General features: G+C 32.2%; 19 protein-coding genes. 7 read left to right on the plus strand and 12 right to left on the minus strand.

The genetic code is table 11. From position 1 onward, the window contains the following. Positions 1-317: 317 nt before the first annotated feature. The 3 genes from Q7I96_07115 to Q7I96_07125 are packed head-to-tail and all read right to left on the minus strand — an operon-like array spanning position 318 to position 3,168. Positions 318-1,310 carry a sensor histidine kinase gene (locus tag Q7I96_07115; protein MDO9627376.1) on the minus strand — a complete coding sequence of 331 codons (993 nt, stop codon included), beginning with the start codon at positions 1,308-1,310 and terminating at the stop codon, positions 318-320. 36 nt (positions 1,311-1,346) lie between these two features. Next, on the minus strand, positions 1,347-1,733 hold the full coding sequence (locus Q7I96_07120; protein ID MDO9627377.1) for a response regulator: 387 nt from the start codon (positions 1,731-1,733) through the stop codon (positions 1,347-1,349). Next, positions 1,714-3,168 (minus strand): ATPase domain-containing protein, encoded by a 1,455-nt coding sequence (locus Q7I96_07125; GenBank protein MDO9627378.1) that lies wholly within the window; start codon positions 3,166-3,168, stop codon positions 1,714-1,716. Before Q7I96_07125 ends, Q7I96_07120 begins: the two co-directional genes overlap by 20 nt. A gap of 642 nt (positions 3,169-3,810) precedes the next feature. On the opposite strand from Q7I96_07125, the gene Q7I96_07130 reads away from it, so the two are divergent. Next, positions 3,811-4,677, plus strand: coding sequence for a 4Fe-4S dicluster domain-containing protein (locus Q7I96_07130; protein MDO9627379.1), 867 nt, complete (start codon positions 3,811-3,813; stop codon positions 4,675-4,677). Between the two features lie 297 nt (positions 4,678-4,974). Here Q7I96_07130 and Q7I96_07135 read toward each other — a convergent pair whose 3' ends face one another. Both Q7I96_07135 and Q7I96_07140 read right to left on the minus strand, forming a co-directional pair. After that, positions 4,975-5,340 (minus strand): DUF5518 domain-containing protein, encoded by a 366-nt coding sequence (locus tag Q7I96_07135; protein ID MDO9627380.1) that lies wholly within the window; start codon positions 5,338-5,340, stop codon positions 4,975-4,977. Between the two features lie 231 nt (positions 5,341-5,571). Continuing rightward, the gene (locus tag Q7I96_07140) at positions 5,572-6,036 is read right to left on the minus strand and encodes a DUF2124 domain-containing protein (protein ID MDO9627381.1); all 465 of its coding nucleotides are present in this window, start codon (positions 6,034-6,036) and stop codon (positions 5,572-5,574) included. Positions 6,037-6,177: 141 nt separating this feature from the next. Here Q7I96_07140 and Q7I96_07145 point away from each other — a divergent pair, with 141 nt between their 5' ends. Next, a complete protein-coding gene (locus Q7I96_07145) occupies positions 6,178-7,368 on the plus strand; it encodes a Xaa-Pro peptidase family protein (protein ID MDO9627382.1) in 1,191 nt (396 codons plus the stop codon). A 38-nt stretch (positions 7,369-7,406) separates the two neighbouring features. On the opposite strand, the gene Q7I96_07150 is transcribed toward Q7I96_07145, so the two are convergent. After that, positions 7,407-7,874 (minus strand): hypothetical protein, encoded by a 468-nt coding sequence (locus Q7I96_07150; protein ID MDO9627383.1) that lies wholly within the window; start codon positions 7,872-7,874, stop codon positions 7,407-7,409. A 113-nt stretch (positions 7,875-7,987) separates the two neighbouring features. Here Q7I96_07150 and Q7I96_07155 point away from each other — a divergent pair, with 113 nt between their 5' ends. Beyond that, positions 7,988-8,707, plus strand: coding sequence for an MBL fold metallo-hydrolase (locus Q7I96_07155; protein MDO9627384.1), 720 nt, complete (start codon positions 7,988-7,990; stop codon positions 8,705-8,707). A 62-nt stretch (positions 8,708-8,769) separates the two neighbouring features. Here the strand turns inward: Q7I96_07155 and Q7I96_07160 are convergent, their stop codons facing one another. Next, entirely contained in the window at positions 8,770-9,555 is a 786-nt protein-coding gene (locus Q7I96_07160; GenBank protein MDO9627385.1) for a fumarylacetoacetate hydrolase family protein, read from the minus strand. 200 nt (positions 9,556-9,755) lie between these two features. On the opposite strand from Q7I96_07160, the gene Q7I96_07165 reads away from it, so the two are divergent. Then, positions 9,756-10,607: an MBL fold metallo-hydrolase gene (locus Q7I96_07165; GenBank protein MDO9627386.1), complete on the plus strand. Its 852-nt coding sequence runs from the start codon at positions 9,756-9,758 to the stop codon at positions 10,605-10,607. A 74-nt stretch (positions 10,608-10,681) separates the two neighbouring features. On the opposite strand, the gene Q7I96_07170 is transcribed toward Q7I96_07165, so the two are convergent. Next, positions 10,682-11,542, minus strand: a complete 861-nt coding sequence (locus tag Q7I96_07170; protein MDO9627387.1) for a HEAT repeat domain-containing protein — start codon at positions 11,540-11,542, stop codon at positions 10,682-10,684. 126 nt (positions 11,543-11,668) lie between these two features. Next, positions 11,669-12,031 (minus strand): metalloregulator ArsR/SmtB family transcription factor, encoded by a 363-nt coding sequence (locus tag Q7I96_07175; GenBank protein MDO9627388.1) that lies wholly within the window; start codon positions 12,029-12,031, stop codon positions 11,669-11,671. A gap of 358 nt (positions 12,032-12,389) precedes the next feature. On the opposite strand from Q7I96_07175, the gene Q7I96_07180 reads away from it, so the two are divergent. The 3 genes from Q7I96_07180 (at position 12,390) to Q7I96_07190 (ending at position 14,840) form a co-directional block, all read left to right on the plus strand. Beyond that, the gene (locus tag Q7I96_07180) at positions 12,390-12,905 is read left to right on the plus strand and encodes an arsenate reductase ArsC (GenBank protein MDO9627389.1); all 516 of its coding nucleotides are present in this window, start codon (positions 12,390-12,392) and stop codon (positions 12,903-12,905) included. Between the two features lie 53 nt (positions 12,906-12,958). Further along, positions 12,959-13,618, plus strand: coding sequence for a DUF166 family protein (locus Q7I96_07185; GenBank protein ID MDO9627390.1), 660 nt, complete (start codon positions 12,959-12,961; stop codon positions 13,616-13,618). A 118-nt stretch (positions 13,619-13,736) separates the two neighbouring features. Next, positions 13,737-14,840: a DUF362 domain-containing protein gene (locus tag Q7I96_07190; GenBank protein ID MDO9627391.1), complete on the plus strand. Its 1,104-nt coding sequence runs from the start codon at positions 13,737-13,739 to the stop codon at positions 14,838-14,840. Positions 14,841-15,209: 369 nt separating this feature from the next. On the opposite strand, the gene Q7I96_07195 is transcribed toward Q7I96_07190, so the two are convergent. Genes Q7I96_07195 through Q7I96_07205 form a run of 3 tightly spaced genes read right to left on the minus strand, consistent with a single transcriptional unit; the run spans position 15,210 to position 21,894 of the window. Continuing rightward, positions 15,210-16,895, minus strand: coding sequence for an MEDS domain-containing protein (locus Q7I96_07195; GenBank protein ID MDO9627392.1), 1,686 nt, complete (start codon positions 16,893-16,895; stop codon positions 15,210-15,212). 22 nt (positions 16,896-16,917) lie between these two features. Beyond that, the gene (locus Q7I96_07200; protein MDO9627393.1) at positions 16,918-19,140 is read right to left on the minus strand and encodes a PAS domain S-box protein; all 2,223 of its coding nucleotides are present in this window, start codon (positions 19,138-19,140) and stop codon (positions 16,918-16,920) included. A 60-nt stretch (positions 19,141-19,200) separates the two neighbouring features. Then, complete coding sequence (locus tag Q7I96_07205; protein ID MDO9627394.1) at positions 19,201-21,894, minus strand: PAS domain S-box protein; 2,694 nt, start codon at positions 21,892-21,894, stop codon at positions 19,201-19,203. Positions 21,895-22,073 lie beyond the last annotated feature (179 nt).

Below are 22,073 nucleotides of genomic sequence, written 5' to 3' on the forward strand. Positions count from 1 at the left end.
TTTAGACAACTCAAGGTATTTCAAACAAAACATAATATTAATAATATGAATTGAAAATTAAAATTAAATATTATATTGTTTTTTTAAAATGTCATATAATTGATCAATCACATTACTCAGATGATCAAAAGCATCGGTTATGAAACATGACTTTTCAAAAGGAATAATACCTTTATAAATAAGCTTTTGAGAAGCACCCGGACCAATGACTAAATTTCATTTTTTTATTAATAGTCAAAGATAAAATATTAAATAAATAAAGTTAACAATTTGTTAAAGTAATTTGTAAATTTTAAATTTAATTTTTTAGATTGAAATTAGCTATCACTGAATCGTATACGGAAAGTAGTCCCTGATTCATTCGACATTTCCATTTCTCCATCAAGCTGAGAAGTGAGGCCGGATATCAGTCGCATACCTAAACTATCACTTTTATCTGTATCAAAGTCTTCTGGTAGACCTATACCATCATCAATTACCTCCAGCACATATTCCGAACCAATCTTATGAAAATTAATATTAATAGTACCTGTTCGATTAGAAGGAAATGCATATTTAAGACAATTGGTAACCAGTTCATTGATTATAAGGCCCAGAGGAACAGTATTATCTACATCCACCATTATATTTTCCACATCTAACTTTAGCTGGATTTTATCTTTAGATGTAACATATGTATCAAAGAGATCTCTGGACAGTGAGGCAATATAATCTGAAAAATCAATACTTTTAACATCTTCTGAACGATAGAGTCTCTCATGAATTAGGGCCATGGATTTAGCCCGGTTTTCACTCTCTTTAAATAAATCTTTATCGGATTCATCCTTAATATAACGTGATTGAAGACTTAGTAGGCTGCTGATTACAGTTAAATTATTTTTCACCCTATGATGGATTTCCTTAATTAACATCTCTTTGTCTTTAAGAAGTTGATTTACTTGGAGGGAAAGATCACGTGTCTGCAAAAGAACCTTTACTCTGGAGGAAAGGACAATCTTTGTTATAGGTACGATTATCACTTCATCAAAGCTTTCCCAAATAATATTTTGTGCATTTTTAAGATCATTAGGAGCAACAACCAGAAGAAAAGGTAAAAATAGTGGCATTTCTTTTTCTTTGATATATTTTAATTTTTCCCCATTTCGAGACCAGGAAATTAAATCAGTGATTAACAGACTTATAGTATCTATATCTTTAGAATCTTCCTCAATTTCAGATAGGGAGTAAATAATATCATAATTAGTCCCTAAGAGAGTACCTATCATCTCACTGTTCTTGGGATTTGTAAGTAAAATCAAAATCTTTTCCATATAATCTCTCCAAGATCATTGTATTAACAATTGTATTTAATCATCAATTAGACTTTTAATAAGTACTAAAAGTTCTTTAACAACCAATGGTTTGACCAATACTCCCTGGGCACCTTCAATTTTACCTTGCTCTTCAACTGCTCTTTGATGATGTGGACTTAGAATTAGAAAAGGTATTTCTTTTATTCTCAAGCGTTCACAAGACGTCCAGATACTTTTATCAAAACCAGAAATGTCCATTAATGCCAGATCAATTTTTTCTTGTTTTTCAATTTCAGAATCCAATTCCTGAGGATGCAAAACACCTACAACTTGATATCCTTCTTTACCCAATATCTTCTCTAAAATTTCCAAATTTCGTTTATTTCTATTTAAAGCCAAGATTAGTGGTTTAAGTGACATTTTAGTCACTATCCTCTTCATTGAATCTTTCAGGTGAGCCGTTGAGTATGCCACGTATGTTTTTAAGCGGTTGACCAACTCTAATTCCATATTTTGTTATAGTAATCTCACGAAGGCCTTTTTCAAAATCACTTAAACGTTTTTTAAGAACTCCTATTGCTTTTCGCATTTCACCACTCATCTCAAAGTAGCGCAAGAATACAATGTTGTCTGCCAGGTAACTGATTCCAATTTCAGTTACTTTAAGGCCCCCAGTGATATTTTCCACTTCATTTATAAGAATAACTGTAACACCACTACGGGTCATGTATTTAGTGATAGAGTGTAAGTGGCTCACTGGATCCTCTCCACGTAAAGATAAGGTGTATCCAGACGTACTATCAATCATTACAATCTTAGATTCATTAGAATCAACTTCTTCACGTACCAGTTGTGCAAATTCTTCAGGTGAATATCGAAGAGGCTCTACCGGGATTACCTCCAACATACCCGTATTAATCATGCTTTTGACCGGTATATTAATAGATTCACAACGGTTTATGAGACTTTCTAAACCTTCTTCAAAGGTATATACAACTGAACGTTCACCTCGCCCGGCAGCTTCTTTCATAAATTGAATTCCAATTGTAGTTTTACCAACACCACTGGGACCACTGATAATAGTTGCTGTGCCTCTTTCTATACCCCCATGTAAAAGTTCGTCCATCTCAGGAACCCCTGAAGATATGGTTTCGTGTTTGAACTCTTTTTCTTTTAACATAGGGCGCAAACGAGGATATATTTTCACCCCCTCCGGAGTTATTCTCATAGAATGGGTTCCAAAACGAAAACCTGAACCTCTGAATTTACTTACTGAGATACTTCTACCTTCCGAGAAAAAATCAAGGTTAATTATGCCATCACTCATGAATTGTAGATCATCGTCCGGATCATTAGCACTAAATTCTGAAGTGAATAGAACTGTAGCGCCTTTATCAGTCAGAAATCTAAGAAAAGAAAGGGCTTGTTTTCTAAACTGAAATTCATCAGTAGAAAGATATCTAAATTGGGTTATAGGATCTAAAAATACTCTTTGGGGGTTTAATGATTCAATTTTTTCAATAATCTCGGAGGTAGTCGATTCTCGTTCCACTTCCGCAGGAGAAAATATATCATAAGCCTCCATTTTAGAAAAAAAACTTTCATCAGGACTTAAATCTAAAAAATCAATATTATCTACATTAAAGCCCATTTTTTTGGCATTGGAAATAATCTGATCTGTTGGTTCCCCCATGTTAATGAAAAGAACTTTCTCATTATTTTTCACACCTTCAGATAGAAAATGCATTCCCAGAGCAGTTTTACCTGTTCCAGGCATTCCGCGAAGTAGATATGATCTGTTAGGTACAAATCCGCCCATTAAAATTTCATCAAGCCCTGATATCCCACTGGATAATTTTTCTTTATCATAAGACATTGCGTTACCCCAACTCCCAATTATAAGATTAATTAATTAGTAATTTTACTATTCTTTATTATTTTTTTATTTTTTATTTGATAAAAAACTTTGGAGAATTATTAAATATTTTTTATAAAAAATGAGAATTAAATTGTATAATTTCAGCTAAAATCAAAGTTAAATGATTATAAATAAAGAATAAGATTCTAATAATTAATAAAAATTAATTTAAAAATAAATTATTCACCACCCTATTCTAAGATAATTTCTGATTCTAATTTTATCAAAAACCAATCTTTATGATATTAATTAACATTTAAAAATAACATTTGTTATAATAAGCATTAGAGTATTCCAATTTAAGATAGAAGATATTATTGATAAAGATTTAATTAGATAATATTGATAGAAAATCCTAATTATGAAATTCCACTGAATTTAGCAGATTAAGCTTTAAATTAAAGAATAATGATTTTAAAGTGTAAATAAGTTTAGAATAAATTATTTGTTCATAAAAATATGCATTTAATAGGATAAGTTGATTAAAAATTTAATATAAAAATAATCCTAAAAATAAAAAATTAACTATTCTTCTTACTGAAATAATTAATTAAACCATTAATTACATTTAATTCTAAAATATTTATTAGGAGATAATAAATGGCCAGAATAACCATATCCGACATTAGTATACAAATCATTAAATCAACCTTCAATCTTCGGTTTTTCATGGCTCGGACATGTCAAAAAATTCCTCCAATGGCTTGGGCAGCTAATAAACTATTTTTTGAAGGAGATAATATGATAGTACTTCCTAGAGATAGTACTGTTGCTAAAACGAACCTCAATATTGCAGAAATAAACCTTAATACTAATATTCCAGTTTCCAATGATACAATACTACCCAGCCAGATATTAAAAGAAATAATAAAAAAATCCAATAACCACGTTATTATGGATTCATGCTTATGTCGTGTTTCTAATAATTGTAAGGATTATTCGCATGATTTAGGCTGTTTATTTATGGGCCCTGGTGCCAAAAAAATCTCATCAAAATTAGGAAAAACTGTGACTGCTGAAGAAGCTATAAATCACGTTGAAAAATGTCAAAAAGCAGGTTTAGTGCATATTATTGGTAGAAACAAACTGGACAGCGTGTGGTTAAATACTGGACCTAAAGAAGAACTTTTAACCATTTGTAACTGCTGTCCTTGCTGTTGTTTGTGGAAAATGGCTCCATATCTTCCTGAAAAAATGGGCCGAAGTATTGGGCCTATGATTGGTGTGGAACTTAAATTCCGAGAGGATAAATGTTCGGGGTGCAGTAGATGCCTGGAAGATATTTGTTTTGTTAATGCACTGCAACTGGAAAATGGGAAAGCAAAAATAGATAGAGAAAAATGTAGAATCTGTGGTAGATGTGCGGAGATTTGTAATAATGGTGCCTTGAATGTTATAATGGCCTCTAATGCGGTTGAAAGGTCCATTGAGTGTGTTAGTGAGTTAGTAGATGTTGAATTTAAGTAGTTACTTTTATAATTATTTCATTTTTAAAACAAAATATATAACAATATTTAAGTTTTTATAAAATATTGCTTTCCCCAAGCCATTCTTGAAGAGGCCTTAAAAAGAATAGAAAATCCAGTAATAGATTATAATCTGCCCAATTAAATTATAATTAATTTTATTCACAAAACATTTTTTTTTAAAATATTTTTTAATATTCTATTTAAATAAAAAGAAATAAGTAGAATTTTTTTAATCAATGAATTAAAAAGAATATTATGAAAAAAATAAAATTTTAAATGATTTTTATATTGTTTTTTAATCACTACCTGCCAATATTCCACCAATTGCTCCTCCAACTCCCATAAATACTATATTAAGAATTAAAGCAGCAATTACAACAGTTGCTCCAGTTACAGCACCTGCTGCAAAACCGGCCAGGCCTCCAAAGATTGTTCCACCCACAATCAATAAAATAGCCAGTACAATGGCCCCAAATGATCCAGCCACAGTAGCATTCCATATTCCACCGAAGAATCCTTCATGGACCCAATAACCAACAATGAAACCTGCTATGAATAGCCCTAAATTCACTCCCCAGTATTGATTTACATAAGCTCCTAACAAATTACCTAATATAATTGCCAGGAAAAATCCGACAATAACCGGTCCCCATTTTACCATATTATCACCCATTATTCAATTAACTCTAAAAAAGGATTTTTTAAAAAAATCATATATTTCTTATATTATATTTTAGTTAAATAAAGTAATAAAGTTATTGTGAACTATGAACTTTTTAATTAACAAAGATAAAATGCAATTGAATTTAAATTTATTCGATATAAAATCCCTAAACACACAAATAGAGTAATAATAACAATTTTAAGATAGATATCCTTTTTTATAAAGATATTATTTGTAACTATTAACCGACCCTATTAGTGTTCCATTTATTATACAGTCAAAATTAACCTTATTTTCCCATCCAGCCTCTACAAACATATCCATGTAACTTAATCCAATGATTTTACCATTCTCATTAAGAATTTTACCAATCATTTCATTTAATTCATCGACATTGACCTTAGCTTTGGGCATGGACAATCCACCAAGTAAGGCCACTACATCGGCCTGTGGATCTACAGCTTCAGACAATTGCATTCCCTGTGGAGTAAGTTTAAAAGACCTGGCACTTTCAATATCAGTTAAGGTAATAAAACAGGACTTTTTATCCCTGACAGCATAAGCAAAAAGCTCTGCAAATGGCGTGCAAACACCTGGAGCCCCAACAAATGTTATTTTTTCTGCATCAGATACTTGTTCCTTAAATGCTACTATGTTACCATTTAAACCTTCAAAATCACTCACTTTTTTCATAGAAATCACTAATAACTATTTATTTCCTATTTTAATAAACTTAATTAATTCCTAAACTTTTTTTAATCATTAAAAATTTAATATAATTAAATAACAACCAAAGATTATCAATGAAATTTATTCAAATACGGAGTTCTTAAAATGGAAAAAGTTCCTTCCACAGAATTAAAAAATCGTATGAAACGGTTTAAAAATCATATGAATTTATCAAATCTCTCTTGGGAAATATCAGTTATTTTCAGTAAAATCAACCAGTATTATTTCACCGGCACCATGCAGGACGGAATATTAATTATCCCCCGCGACGGTGAGGCCACCTACTGGGTAAGGCGCAGCTATGAAAGGGCCCTTGATGAATCATTATTTGACAATATTCAACCCATGCGAAGTTACCGGGATGCAGTTCCTGATAAAATTCCAGAAACAGTTTATCTGGAAACCGAAGTAGTGCCTCTGGCCATGTATCAAAGATTTCAAAAGCATTTCCCCTTTAAGAATATTAAATCAGTTGATAGAGATTTATTAACTGTCCGAGCCATTAAAAGTGATTATGAACTCTCTTTAATGCGAAAATCTGGAAAAATTCATGAAAATGTCCTGGAAAATATTGTACCTGAAATTTTAAAAGAAGGTATGAGCGAAGCAGATTTAGCCACAAAGCTTTATTCCATTATGATTAAAGAGGGCCATCACGGTGTGGCCCGTTTTGGTATGTTTGAAACAGAAATGGTTTTAGGACATGTCTGTTTTGGTGAAAGTTCAATTTATCCATCATATTTTGATGGAGCCAGTGGTAATTATGGCTTGGGCCCTGCAGTACCATTAATTGGAAGTCGTCAGAGGAAATTAAAAAAAGGGGATCTGATTTATATAGATATTGGGTCTGGGGTGGATGGATATCATACTGATAAAACTTGCACCTACATGTTTGGCCAAAATCCTCCAGAACACGTTGCAGAGGCCCAGATTAAATGTGTGGAAGTTCAAAATGATATAGCCGATATGTTAAGTCCGGGAATGATTCCTTCTGATATTTATAAATCAATTATAGGAAATCTGGATAGTGAATTTTTGGAAAATTTTATGGGTTTTGGCAATAGAACCGTGCGATTTTTAGGCCATGGCATAGGCCTACAAGTTGATGAAGTACCTGTGATTGCTGAAGGATTCCATGACCCTATAGAAAATGGAATGGTCTTTGCCCTGGAACCTAAAAAAGGAATTAAAGATGTAGGGATGGTAGGAATAGAAAACACTTTTATTGTTGGGAAAAAGGGTGCAGAGTGCATTACAGGTGAAAGTGAAGGTTTGATTAGGATAAAACAAAAATAAAAAATATTTAAAGGGGCTATTTAAAAATATATCCCCAATTAATTATCTATTTTAATAATATAAATCAAAATGAATCTTGCAGCTTCAATAAATGTGGCTATTACAATACCAAAAAGAGCAAGTATCAAAGCTATTCCCAGTCCCCAAGTAATCCATATATTGGAAAACACGAATGGAAACACCACATAAAGATAATAAACTACTAAAATACCAATTATGTTGAGTAAAATTTGAATTAAACTTTTTAACCAGTCGGAAAAGTAAATTAGAAATATAATATTGGCCACTATATTCGCAACTATGGAAATATTCAAAATCCACAAAATATCATTGAAAGAAGCCGTGATAAATGATATATTCCAGGAAACCAGGTTATTGACCACATATAAAAAAATAACATTCACAATTATGGCTATAAGAAACTCTGGCTTTTTAGGTTCTTTTTCTTTTAAAAATCTTTTTAAATTTATAGAATTTTTACTATCCTGATTTGATTCGTCATTCAATTTGATCACTGTGTTTAGTTATGGTAATTAATAGTAAAAATATTTTTATGATTATTTAATTCTGAATATAAATTCAAATAAGTTTATAAAATTAATAAATTAAGGGATTAAAAATGAAAAAATGGATAAAAAGCCATGGATTGATCATTTATCAAGTTCTATCTGGCCGAAGTAATTCTTTTTTAGTTTCCTCAAATGATAAATTCTTTTTAATAGATACTGGTAGAGCAAGCTCCTGGAAAAAATTAAGTAAAAATTTGGATGATATTCTGGGTGAAAACCAGTTATCCTGCTTAATACTTACCCATACTCATTTTGACCATTGCGAAAATGCAACCAAAATTAAAGAGAAATATAACTGCAAAGTAATCGTTCATAAGTGTGAAGCAAATTATTTAAAAAATGGAGACAGTCCATTACCTAAAGGAACTAATATTTTAACCAGATTTTTAATTAATTTCATTGGAAAAAGAATTCAAAGCAGATACAAATATGATCCAGTTCATCCAGACATTGAAATTGATGAAAAATTTGATTTAAATAAATTTGGATTCCAGGCATACGTCATACCTACTCCTGGCCACTCTCCCGGGTCAATCAGCATAATAATTGATGATGGATTGGCCATTGTGGGGGATGCTATGTTTGGAGTTTTTAAATGGTCCATATTTCCACCTTTTGCAGACCATATATCATTAATGGTTGAAAGCTGGGGAAAACTTCTTAAAACAGATTGCTCAATCTACTTACCTGGCCATGGATCAGAAATTTCTGTAAATTTGTTAGAAAAACAATATAAAAAATATAATAATGATTCAATTAAAAAAGAATGAAAATCTATGAAAGTAATTTGAAGTTAGATAATTCAAAAGTAGGCCTAAGTCATTTTAACAAATTAAAAGGAACTAACTACATTCCTTAAAATACCAATACCATCTATTTCTACTTCCACACTGTCCCCCACTTGCAAGCTGCCCACACCTGGAGGAGTACCAGTAGCAATTACATCTCCCGGATTTAAAGTCATTATATTTGAGATAAAATTAATAATCTTTTCTACAGAGAATATTAGATTTTCTGTATTGGAATCCTGCTTTAATTCACCATTGACCTTTAAAGAAATATTTCTATTATGGGGGTTTATATCTGTCTCAATCCAGGGGCCTAGTGGACAGAATGTATTAAAACTTTTGGATCTGGTCCATTGACCATCCTTTTCCTGTAAATCACGGGCTGTAACATCATTAAGGACTGTGTAACCTAAAACATAGTCCATGGCATCTTCTTCTGATACTTTTTCTGCTTTTTTAGAAATAACAATGGCCAGTTCGGCCTCATAGTGAACATTATTGCTCTGAGGCGGATAAATAATAGTATCTTCATGGCCTATAACCGTAGTAGAAGGTTTAATAAAAATAATAGGTTCATCAGGAATCTTCATATTTAATTCTACCGCATGATCGTGGTAATTTAATCCCACAGCCACTACTTTAGATGGGGCAACGGGAGGAAGAATTTTAATGTCCTCCAGCAAATATTCTTGTTTTTTATCTAAATCTTTATCAGATAATGGGAAATCAAATAGAGATTGACCTATTTCCACCACTTTGTTAGCAATTAATATTCCTGTTTTTGGCTCAAATGATGAAGAATCTTGTTTTATGAATCTTAATAGTTTCATGATATCACTACCCTATTAGATTAAAACTACTTGAAATAATTTTTTCTTAATTAATTTTAACTTAACCCTAATGAAAATGAATGAAGAATTTATCTATTGATCAGATAGTGAAACATAATTTCTATCGTTTTTATTAAAAACTTTAATCATAGTCGTCACAATATTGAATATAAAGAATAAAAATTCAGGGAGTAATTATAATGCAGATTAGTAAATATGTTCACGCTTTAAAAATACCATTTGAAATAAAAACCGAAACGGGAATACTTGAAAGATTTGTTTACTCTTATTTAATAGCTGGAGACACTTTAGTTCTAATTGACAGCGGTGTTAAAAACTCAGAAGAGATAATCTTTGATTATATGGAAGAAATTGGATTAGATCCTGAAGATCTAACTTTGCTGATTTTAACCCATTCCCATCCAGACCATATTGGTTCTGCCAGTTCTATAAAAAGAAAAACATACTGTGAAGTGGCCGCCCACTGTGGCGAAAAAGAATGGATTGAAGATATTGAATTACAATTCAAAGAAAGACCAGTTCCTAACTTCCATTCTCTAGTGGATGGGCCTGTGGAGGTCGACATTGTCTTGGAAGATGGAGATGAATTTGAATTGGATGGAAAATTAAATTTAAAGATTATCCACACACCGGGCCATTCTAATGGTTCTATTTCTATATTTTTAAGAGAAGAAAAAATATTATTTAGTGGAGATGCCATTCCCCTTAAAGGAGGTTTACCTATTTATGATGATTATAGGGCCTCCTTAAAATCAGTTCAGAAGTTAAAAGAAATAGAAAAGTTGAAATGCCTTTTATCTTCCTGGGATGATCCACAGCAAGGTGATGAATTGTATCTAATCTTTGAAGAAGCTATTGATTATTTAAAAACAATAAATGATACTGTGGCCCAAGTTTCTGAATGTGAAGAGGATGCTAATTCACTGGAATTTACAAAAAAGGTTTTAAAAGAACTGGGAATTCCGGAAATGGCCGCCAATCCTATTGTGGAGAGGAGTTTTCAGGCCAATTTAAGGGAATTGGGAGAATAGTGATTATTCAGTTAATTGAATACTAAATTCTTTATTTTTTTCTTCTAGAATATGTTAAATTTATTAATTTCTTATCAACTAAAGCCCCACTGATCTTTCCAAGGCAAATTAGTATTACTTTTTCTTTTAAGATATTCATAAACAAAGGCTATTATTAATAAAAACATGAACACTAGGTAGTAATCATATGTATAAAATTGAAAACCATTTTTAAGAATATAAAATATTCCTATTGCTCCAAATCCAATTATTAAACTTAAAAATGTCAGGAAATATGTTTTATTTTTGTAGCCCAAACGAGTAAATATTCCATTAATAATGACAAAAATACCAATCGGAACCAAAAATTTAGGAAAATAAGGAAAGCTAACTAGTCCTTGCATTATAAAAAAGATACCTAAAGCAAATAGTCCCAATCCAGAATCCTGTTTTCTTTCCACACTTTTTAAATCTTTAATAAAAACTGCATTTCCATGGCCTTTAACACCCCTAAAAAGTGTAAAAATCCCTTTTTCGTAAACAAGTTCTATGATAGCATTGGCCCCTAAATTTGCAGCTTCTTCTTTTAATTTATTATTGATATCTTCATTTGCAGCACTTTCTGAATGAATAGAATCATCAGAACTGGCCGTGATTTTTTTGATTCTGGTGTAAGAATTTTTTATATCAAATGGATATAATTTTATATCTTCTGGCCTAGTTTTAGGATAAGCATTATTCATTCTGAGGTATTTAATGGCTGTTTCTCGAACAATGGAGTTATCATCATCCATAGCTCCTTTAACTTGTTCAATGGCCGAGCTATCTCCAATATTTATCAATGATACAATGGCCTTGTATCGGTGCTGCCATTTATCAGCATTTAATAATTCAATAAGACCATTAATGTCGTTATTTTCTTCTAGTTCCTGAAATTTATCTTTGAATATAGCCATGAAATCACTTAAGAAGATATTATATTATGATTAAATAGTTTTCATATGATAATAAGTTTTCTAATTAATTGTGATAATTAAGTGAATCAAAACAAAATAGATATCAAAATTAAGTAATTAACTAATTTAACCAAGAATTAAATTCTGTTTCAAACATCGAACGATATTTACAGCCTTTTCATTTAAGGTATAATATTTATCCTTGGAACTATAGTAAGAATCCACCATACCATGTTTTTTTAGAATTCCAAGATTATAGGAAATTAAATTTTGTTTTTCATTCAATAAAATTACAAATTCACAAACACAGTAATCCCGTTTAGATAACAAAAGAACCATTTTTAATCGAGAAGGATTGCTTAGTATTTTAAGTAAAGAAGCTGTTTCATCAATATTTGGATTTTTAAGAGAATTGGAGTCTTCTTGGAGTTCATTCTCCCAATTCATTTTCATTTCAGGATCAGTAGGACAACAGCGATTAATTTTCATGGAAAAGCCTCTAAATATACTATAATTAATGATTTTAATTATCAAATTTCTATTATTTACTATTTCCCCCAAATAAATGGTTATATTACTATTCCATGTTGATTAAATAGTTCCCATAGTAAATAATATTAGAATTCGAATTGTTTTGAAATGTGACTTTCTATTTAATATATCTCAAAAAAGGAATTTGATAATATCTTTAAGGTAAAGATCAAATTATGGCCAGTGCATTATCTCTATTCTCAATTTCCACTGGCCATTTATTAAATATTGTTAATTCCTTGAAATAAATTTTATTGTAAATTAAAGCTCTAATTGTGTTTATTAAGCAATTTATCTAATTTTAAGAGTGATTATTATGGTAATTGAATCTGAAAAAGAAAGAATTTTATTCATGTGCATCCACAACGCGGCTCGTTCCCAAATGGCCGAAGGATTTTTCCAGCATTTCTACGGAGAAGAATTTGATGTTTTTAGTGCAGGAAGTGACCCGCGAGAAATGGAATCTCTGGCCATAGATGTAATGGCTGAAATTGAAATTGACATTTCTCAACAATTATCAAATAGTTTAAAAGACTATGAAGGCCAGGAATTCGACTATGTGGTCACCATTTGTGGAAATCCATATAATGCCTGCCCCTTCTTTATTGGCGGTAAAAAATATTTCAAACAGCCCTTCGATGATTTATCTTCGATTGAAGGTAATAAAGAAGAAAGAGTGGAATTTTACAGAAATATGCGGGATGAATTAGGAGATTGGGTTCAGGAATTATATAATTATCAAATTAATAAAACTGAAGATGGTAATTGTAAAAAGTCAGGCTGTTGTGATCTAAATCAAATAAATAAAAGCAATGATAATCCTTTTTGCTAGCATTGAACTAATAAAATTAGGTTAAAAAACATCATCATATTGGAGGAGTAATTATGTTAAAAGTGGTAATTGTAACTGACGGACCATATGGCGACCGGGCCTATGAAACTATACAAATGGAATTTGATGCTGAGTTTATAGAACTGGAAAAGCCATCATCTACGTTTATGGATGAGTTAGAAATTCCTGAAAACCTGATGGTGAAAATTAAAGAAGCAAATATCTTAATAACCTATACCACCCACCCAGATGTTACCTTAGATCTGATTCATATGATCAATAAAGACGTTGATTGGATTATTGTTGCTGCCTGGAATGGTGAAGGCTTTAAAAACCAGCTAGAAAGATATGGAAATGTCACCTGCCCATATATAATGTGTGAGCTGGAAGAAAATGGTAATCCTGCCTTTGATGAATTTGTATCTAAAATTGGAAAGCCTAAAATTGAATTAGTATTGGATGGAAGCAAGCTGAAAGGTGTGGATGTTTTAAGAACTTCCCCTTGTGGATCCACCGCCTTTGTGGCCGATTATATAAATGAAAAATATATGGGTCAAGTTCCAGATCCTGAAAACCTTCCCACAGAAGCCGGTCTGAAATTACAGCATTATCCTTGTAGAGCAGCAAAAATGAGATTATTTTCAGATGAAGAATGCAAAAAGCAGTTGGCCTCTGGACATCATAGTGATGCCTTTGAAGAAGCTTTGAAATAGGCATTAAATATGGTTTATTAAAGATTTTTTTATTTTAGACTATTTAAAAAAATAAATAGTAAAAATAACAGATAATAATCCATGTTCTCAGGTGCAATTAAAACTAAGAGATGTTAAAATGATGGATAACACTGTTTTCGTTGAGGGATTATCAGATTCTAATGCTAATTCTATCAGTAAATCCATTAAAAATGTTTTTTTAAAATCAACAAATAACTTAGAATGGCTAACCCCCAGAGATATTGTTCTCTTAAAGCCGGCCCTGAATTCTCCAGATCCTTATCCTTCTACCACCCATCCCCTTTCAATTAAGGTAATCTCAGAAATCCTCACTGAAAATGGGGCAAAAGTTTTTATTGGGGATCAATCCGGGCTGAAAAATGTGCTTCATCACCATTCAGGAGTTATTCATGGTAGCACCCGTGATAATTATCTTAAATCTGGAATGGGTACTATTGATGATGAATTTATAAGTTTTGAATCTGAAGGCTGGGAAGAGGGTTTTATTCATTATCATTCAAATCATACTCCATCATGGCCCCATGGATTTCATGTAACCAAGTGGATTAAAAAAGTTGATCATATCATTAATTTACCTCGATTAAGCTCCCATAGCCAGGCCGGGGCCACCCTCGGTTTTAAAAATATGGTGGGGATTTTAAGGGATGATAGTCGGATGGATTTCCATGCTAATGGCCCTTTCAATAATTTTATCAAAAATGAGGCCCATGGCAGCAGTTTAAAATCTATTGATGATAAATCAGATACTTTTATAGAAAAAATCGTAGAAATAAGCGATTCTATTAAAGAAAAACTTCGACTTACTCTTTTTGTGGCCACCCAGGCTCAGGCCACCTTCGGGCCTAACAGAAATGCTCTTGAAATTGGGAAATTAGAATTTGGGAAAGCACATATTGTCAATTTGGAACCAGGCATGGTATTTGCCAGTACCGATTCCGTATCAGTAGAATCATTTGCACTGGCCTTGTTAAAGGATATCAGAAAATCAATTCCGTTTTTATATAGATTATATCCTCGATTAATATTATTTTCCAATGAAAACGTCAATAATATTGATAAGATACCCATCAGAGATTTAAAATTTATTCAGCATGCTCAAGATATTGGTTTGGGCCAAATTTTAGATACTATTGTTTATAATAATGTTCCAGATAGTTTACAGATTCGTTTAAAAGAATATCTGGATGAAAATCACAAATAAAAAAAACTATTTTTTTAAATAAAATTTTATATTATGATCCATATTTTCCAAATTTAAAAATAATATTTAGTAAGTAAAAAGACCAGCAATATACTTAAAAAAAATAATGGTGCTCCTATTTTGCAGAATTTCTGCATAAATTTCACCCCGATTCTAAAAAATTTAATTATAATATGTAATATTCCAGATCATACTACTTATTTTTATAGTTTAAAATGATTTTAGCCTTTAAATAGAAGCTGAAATTTTCAATACTACAACATAACCTTGTTTATTATAATAATAAGGATTTTAAAAATATTATGAAATTCAACAAGGTAATTTTATTATTATTCCAAAAATGCTTCATTTTAAAAAGAAAAAAAGAATTTATTTTATACCTAAATCTTTAAAAGTAATCTTAAATTCAGTACCCCCAATTCTATTAAGTTCAATTTCACCATCTATTTGGTCTGTTAAACTCGTTACCATTTGCATGCCCAGCGAATTAGTATTATGGAAATTTAAATCTTTTGGAAATCCGATTCCATTATCTTTGACAGAGAATTCATAGTGATCATCCAGGGGATGGAAATCAATATTAATTTCTCCCATTTTACCATCTGGAAAAGCGTGTTTTAAGCTGTTAGTAATTAGTTCATTTACAATCAAACCTAAAGGTATCGCCGTGTTTATATCCAGAAAAATATCATCAACATTAATTTTCAGTTCTATGTGGCCCAGATCACCGGCATAGGTGTGAAATAGCTCTTTTGATAAAGATCCTATATAATCACCAAAATCTATCCTTTTAAGATCAGTAGACTGATATAATCGCTCATGTATAAGGGCCATGGAACGTGCACGGTTCTGACTTTCCTTAAAGATATCCTTGGATACTTTATCCTTTATTTGTCTGGACTGAAGGTTTAAAAGACTGGATATAATCATTAAATTATTTTTAACCCGATGATGAATCTCCTTAAGTAGCATTTCCTTTTCTTTAAGTGAATTGTTAATCTTTTTTTCAGCTATTATACGCGTTGTTATATCATTTAATGTCCCAACCATTCGGGTTGCTGACCCATCTAAGTCTTTTTCAACTGCTTTGCCACGGGTAGATACCCATAGCCATTTCCCAGATTTAGTTTTCATCCGGAGGTCTATTTCAAATCCTTCACATGATTTAACGCTTTTTTGTAACTTTTTTTCAGCTGAATCTTTATCATCCAGGTGAACAAGCAATTGCCAGGATTCATAGTTGGCCGGAAATTCCCCAGGATCATATCCTAACATTTTGTAATAATTAGGGCTAAAAAATGCATCTCCTGATGATACATCCCAGTCCCAGAGTCCATCATTAACAGCTTCAAGGGTTAATGAATAACGTTCTTCACTTTTCCTGAGAGTATTCTCCATTTTTCGACGTAGTTTCAGATTCTCAATCCAGTGTTCTAATGTTTTTTTATTGGCTTTTCCTGCCAGAAATTCTTCTGTGGGGACGTAATAAAAGTTTTCATAGATTTCTGTTCCAATAACAGCTATGGGGTGGGTGGTTAATATGTCCAGGAGGATTTCAGGGTCAAATACCCTGCAGTCATACTGACAAATGGCTAGAGCTTTGTTAGTAGGGAAAAATTTATTCAGTTTGGTTTCATATTCTATGAGGCGTTCTGATCCAGGTAATCCTCGCAGTGCCCAGGACATCTCACCAGTAACACGAAGAGCAACATAACCATCTTCCAGAGCTTTATCTGTCTCTTCAGTGAGCATTTTGATCATACCATCCGGATCAAAAACTCCACCCTTCATATAAGACTCACTTACCGTGAGCATGCTTAATTGTCCACTTTTAAGGTAGGGATCCACCTCAAAACCATCATCACGTAGATAGTTGAGAACCGTCTCTGAGGTGCGTGCGTCAACTATGTAAAATACTTTCTCATTATTCTCCAAGCCAGATCTTAGATAGGGAGTTATTATAGCTTTATGTTCTTCATCAGTCTGGTAAAGAACACATAGATGATCTCCAGGATTTAATTCTTCAATATTATATAATTTATAACCTCTCTCCATCCAAAACACCCATTACATGACTTTATAATCTCTCCTCATACTGTAATTCTTTAAACTTAATTTTAAATTCGGTTCCGTGACTTCGGTCTACCTCGATTGTGCCTTCGAGCTGTTCAACTAAGGTATTTACTAATTGTAATCCTAATTTTCTCGGATTTTTAAGTTCCATATCTTCAGGTAGCCCCACACCATTATCCTTGATTATTACTTCAATTTCTTCACCGTTATGATGTAAAGATATGAATATTTCACCTTCAGAATCAGGAAATGCATGTTTCAGGCTGTTACTTACCAGTTCATTTAAAATAAGACCCAGTGGAATGGCAGTTTCCATATTAAATTTAACATCAACAATATCCGTTACCAATTTTATATTAGAATTTCTGGCATATGTAGAGAAAAGTTGAGAACTTAAGTTCTTTATGTAATCTTCAAATTTGATACTGGAAAGATCTTCTGATTGATATAAATTATCATGTATAAGTGAAATTGATTTAACCCTGTCTTGAACTATAGTGAAAAGGGCAATATCTCTTTTATCAAAGACCTGAGAAGATTCCAAACTTAGAAGACTGGAAATAATCTGCATGTTATTTTTAACACGGTGATGAATTTCCCTTAATAACATCTCTTTTTCGCCTATAACTCTCAGCAAATGGGTTTCAGCTTCTTTACGTTCTGTGATGTCACGGACTACTCCTAACATTCTGATTGGAACATCTTTCTCGTCACGATAAACATTACCGTATACTTCGATCCACCGTATTTGTTTATCTGGCCTGATGATTCTACATTGAAAATATAATTTATTAGTTTCATAAGCATTTTCAAATTTCTGTTGGACATATTTTCGATCCGCGGTTAGAATATGTTCAAAGAAAATTTTGGAACCCCATTCTGGTAAAAGTGAATCATATCCAAATATTTGATCATGTTCAAGTGTCCGGATACTAGTGTCATTTACCAGATCTAAATCCCAAGCACCCATATCAGACGATTCTAAAGCAAGTTTCAGTCTTTTAACATTATCATCAACAATTTGGTCCATTCTTTTACGTTCTTTGATTTCTGCTTTAAGGAGGACATTAACATTAGTAATCTCAATTGTTAGTTTGGCAAGGGCTTTTTCAGCCTGTTTACGTTCAGTAATGTCAAGAAGAGATGCTACGCTCTTTTTGGTGCCAGGTATTATATCAACATTTAAATGGATGTTTTTAACATTGGCCTGCCGGTCGATGAACCTGAAATCATAAATTATTGGCGCAGCCGCAGGATCAGTTCTGCGAAGACTATGGTATTTCTTCATTTTTTTAAGATAGTTTTTCTCCACGAAATCTGCCCAACCCATCTTACCCTCTAATTCTTCTCTTGAATAACCACTGAGCTTTTCAAATTCTGCATTGGCCAGAGATATTGTTGTATCCTCCTCAACAATAATAGTCGCAGTCCCTGTATGCTCAAAAATTGCCCTATAATGTGCTTCTGACTCTTTTAGAGCTTCTTCAGCTTTTTTACGTTCATTGATGTCTCTGCCTACTGCAATTATGGTACTAACATTTCCTTTATCATCCCGAACAGCTTTGTCCGACCAGGCTATCCAGAGCCAGCCATCTCGGGTCATGGCTCGCTGCTCGACGTAACAAGTATAAGGTGGGTTGTATAAGCATTTCATTGATTTAACAGTGGATTCTCGGTCATCTTGGTGAACCGAGGGTATAAATTTTTTGCCAATTAATTCTTCTTCTGTTTTGCCGAACATTTCACAGTAGCTGGGGCTGACAAAAAGGAATCTTCCTTCGGTATCTAACTCGACCACCATATCTTTCTGACCTTCAACCAGAAGACGGTACTTCTCTTCACTTTCCCTTAATTCCATTTCCATCTGGTTTTTATAAATAGCAAGTTCTATGGCATATTTAAGTTCATTAGCATCATAAGGTTTAATTATATATCCATGGGGCCCGGTTAGTTTGGCTCTTTCAATTGTAGGTTCTTCAGAATGAGCAGTTAAATATATGACTGGGATATTTAAGTTTTTAATCTTAGAAGCCGCTTCAATACCATCAGTATCCCCTTTAAGAACGATATCCATCAAAATAAGATCGGGCATAATCTCTAAAGCTTTCTCTACAGCTTCTTTGCCACCGGAAGCGACATATGGAATCTCATAACCGAAGGATTCCAAGGTTTGCTTAATATTCATGGCTTCTATACTCTCATCCTCAACTATAAGAACTTTGACCATTTTTGTCCCCACCTATAATAATTTAGAATCTCTTCCCATTCTAAAATATCTTATACTCTTTTATAATCTCTCTTCATACTGTAATTCTTTAAATTTGATTTTGAATTCAGATCCATGATTTCGATTAAATTCAATTTTTGCTTCAAGTTGTTTAATTAAGCTGTTTACTAATTCAAATCCTAGTTTTGTTGGTTTTTTAATTCCCATACCTTCGGGTAATCCCACACCATTATCTTTAATTATCAATTCAATTTCTTCACCCTTAGAATGCAAAGATATGAATATTTCACCTTCCGAATCAGGAAATGCGTATTTCAGACTGTTGATTACTAGTTCATTTATGATAAGACCAAGCGGTATGGCTGTTTCCATGTTGAGTGAAGTATCAACAATATCAGTTACAAATTTGATGTTAGAATCGGATGCATATATGGTAAAAAGTTGAGAGGCCAAGCTAGTTAAATATTCTTTAAATTTAATACTTGAAAGATCGTTTGATTGGTAAAGAATCCCATGAATAAGACCCATAGATGTAATCCTATCCTGAGCTTTCATAAAAAGTGAATTATCTCTTTTATCAAAAACCTGAGAAGATTCCAGACTCAAGAGGCTGGAAATAATCTGCATATTGTTATAAACCCTATGATGTATTTCCCTTAATAGCATCTCTTTTTCTTTTATAGCTTTTAATAATTGCTTTTCAGCTTCTTTACGTTCTTTAATTTCATCTTTTAGTAAAATATTAGCATTAGTCAGTTCATTTGTTCGTTTTTCAACTGTTATCTCAAGATTATCCATATGTTCCTGAAGTTGTTCTTCCACTTTTTTGAGTTGGGTGATGTCTCTTGCCGCTGCAAAAACCCCTATAACCTGATCTTTTTCATCTTTATATATTGAAGCATTATACAAAACCGGAGTTATATCACCATTTTTATGCTTAATTTCAAGAGGATAATCTTTAACAGAACCTTTTAGGAACACTTCTTCGTATACCTTTTTTGCTTTATCAGAATCAGTAAAATATACTGAAAAATCAGTGCTGATAATCTGGTCCCTAGAATAACCCGTAACTAATTCAACAGATTTATTAAGATCAGTTATCTTCCCATCAGGACCAATAATAAATAAAGGATCAATATTAACCTCAAGCAAACTCCTAGTATAAAGCTGGATAAATTTCAATGCTTCTTCTGCATTTTTACGATCAGTAATGTCTCTTTGAATTGTTGAAATTCCAATCAGGTTTCCATAGGCATCCAAAAGTGGAGATTCAGAGATGGATAGATTTATTTCAGTACCATCCTTCCTTATTCGAGTAGTATCATGGTGGAAAACCCTAATTCCCTCTTTAATCTTCTCAGTAATCTGCTTTCTTTCTTCTTTCAGGTGATTAGGTGCAAGCATGGAACTGTTTTTTCCAACAACTTCTTCAGATGAATAGCCATATATGGCTTCCGCACCCCTGTTCCATGAAGTTATCATTCCTTCTAGAGTTTTACTGATAATGGCATCATCTGATGATCCTATAATATTTGCCAGTCTTTGGATTTGTATTTCTGCATTTTTACGTTCAGTGATATCTCTTGCTGCTGCGAAAACTCCTATAATTTGATCTTTTTCATCTTTATATATTGAAGCATTATACAAAACCGGAGTTATATCACCATTTTTATGCCGAATTTCCAGAGGATAATCTTTTACAAACCCTTCAAGAAACACTTCTTTATAAATAGTCCTTGCTTTATCGGGATTGGTGAAATAATCAGAAAAATCCCGTCCAATAATCTGGTCCCGCGCATAACCCGTTACTAACTCAACAGCTTTATTAAGATCAGTAATCTTTCCATCAGGACCAATAATGAATAAAGGATCAATATTAACCTCAAGCAAACTCCTATTATAAAGACTCACCCTTAATTCTTCTTCAGATTCTAATTTTTCGGCAGATCTCTCTTTGACATTTAATTCTGCATTATATTTTGCATTGACCAGAGATTTTTCTGTTTTTTTTAGTTCGGTGATGTCTTCTGATATACCCAGGAGATATTGGGGGTTTCCTTCTTTATTAAAAATAGGGATTTTTTTAGTGTGTAATACTCTTTGACCAAAATTTTTGGTTTCAATAATTTCTTCGGGAATATCTAATAATTTCTTGTTTTGAAGAACTTCCCTATCTTTTTGTGTGAAAAAATCCGCTTCTTCTTTTGGAAAAAAGTCATAGTCCGTTTTACCCACTAATTCTTCTCTGGAATGCCCCAGCAATTCTTCCCCTGCCTTGTTAACCATTTCAAATTGAAGTTTGTCCGCACTTTTTATAAAAATCATGTTGGGAATATTTTCCATGATATTTCCCAGAAATTCATTATTAATGCATTCATTCAATTCATTTTTCATCTGTTTTTTGTAAATGGCAAGCTCTATGGCATATTTAAGTTCAAGAGGAGTGTAGGGTTTAAAAATAAATTCATGTGGTTCTGTGAGTTTGATTTTTTCAATTTTAATTTCTTTAGAATGAGCAGTTAAAAATATTACAGGTATATCCAACTTTTTAATCTTAGAAACAGTTTCAATACTACCTATATCGCCTTTAACAATATCTATCAAAATAAGATCTGTTTTAATCTCTAAAACTTTCTCCACAGCTTCTTTGTTACTGGAAGCGACATACGGGACTTCATAACCAAAAGATTCTAGTGTACGCTTAAGACCTCTGGATTCTATGCTCTTATCCTCAACTATAAGAACTTTGACCATTTTTGCCTCCAACTATAAAAAAATAAAAACACGTTCTATAATAATAATAATATGTCCTATTTATTATATTAAAATTGTGAATGCCAGCCCAATTTCATTAAAAAAAATTAATAATGATTTTGCATTTCATCCAGATTTCAAAAATCCCATTATATAAATTATTTAGATTAAATGAGAGA

It is taken from the genome of Methanobacteriaceae archaeon (assembly GCA_030656015.1).
Lineage (GTDB): Archaea > Methanobacteriota > Methanobacteria > Methanobacteriales > Methanobacteriaceae > UBA349.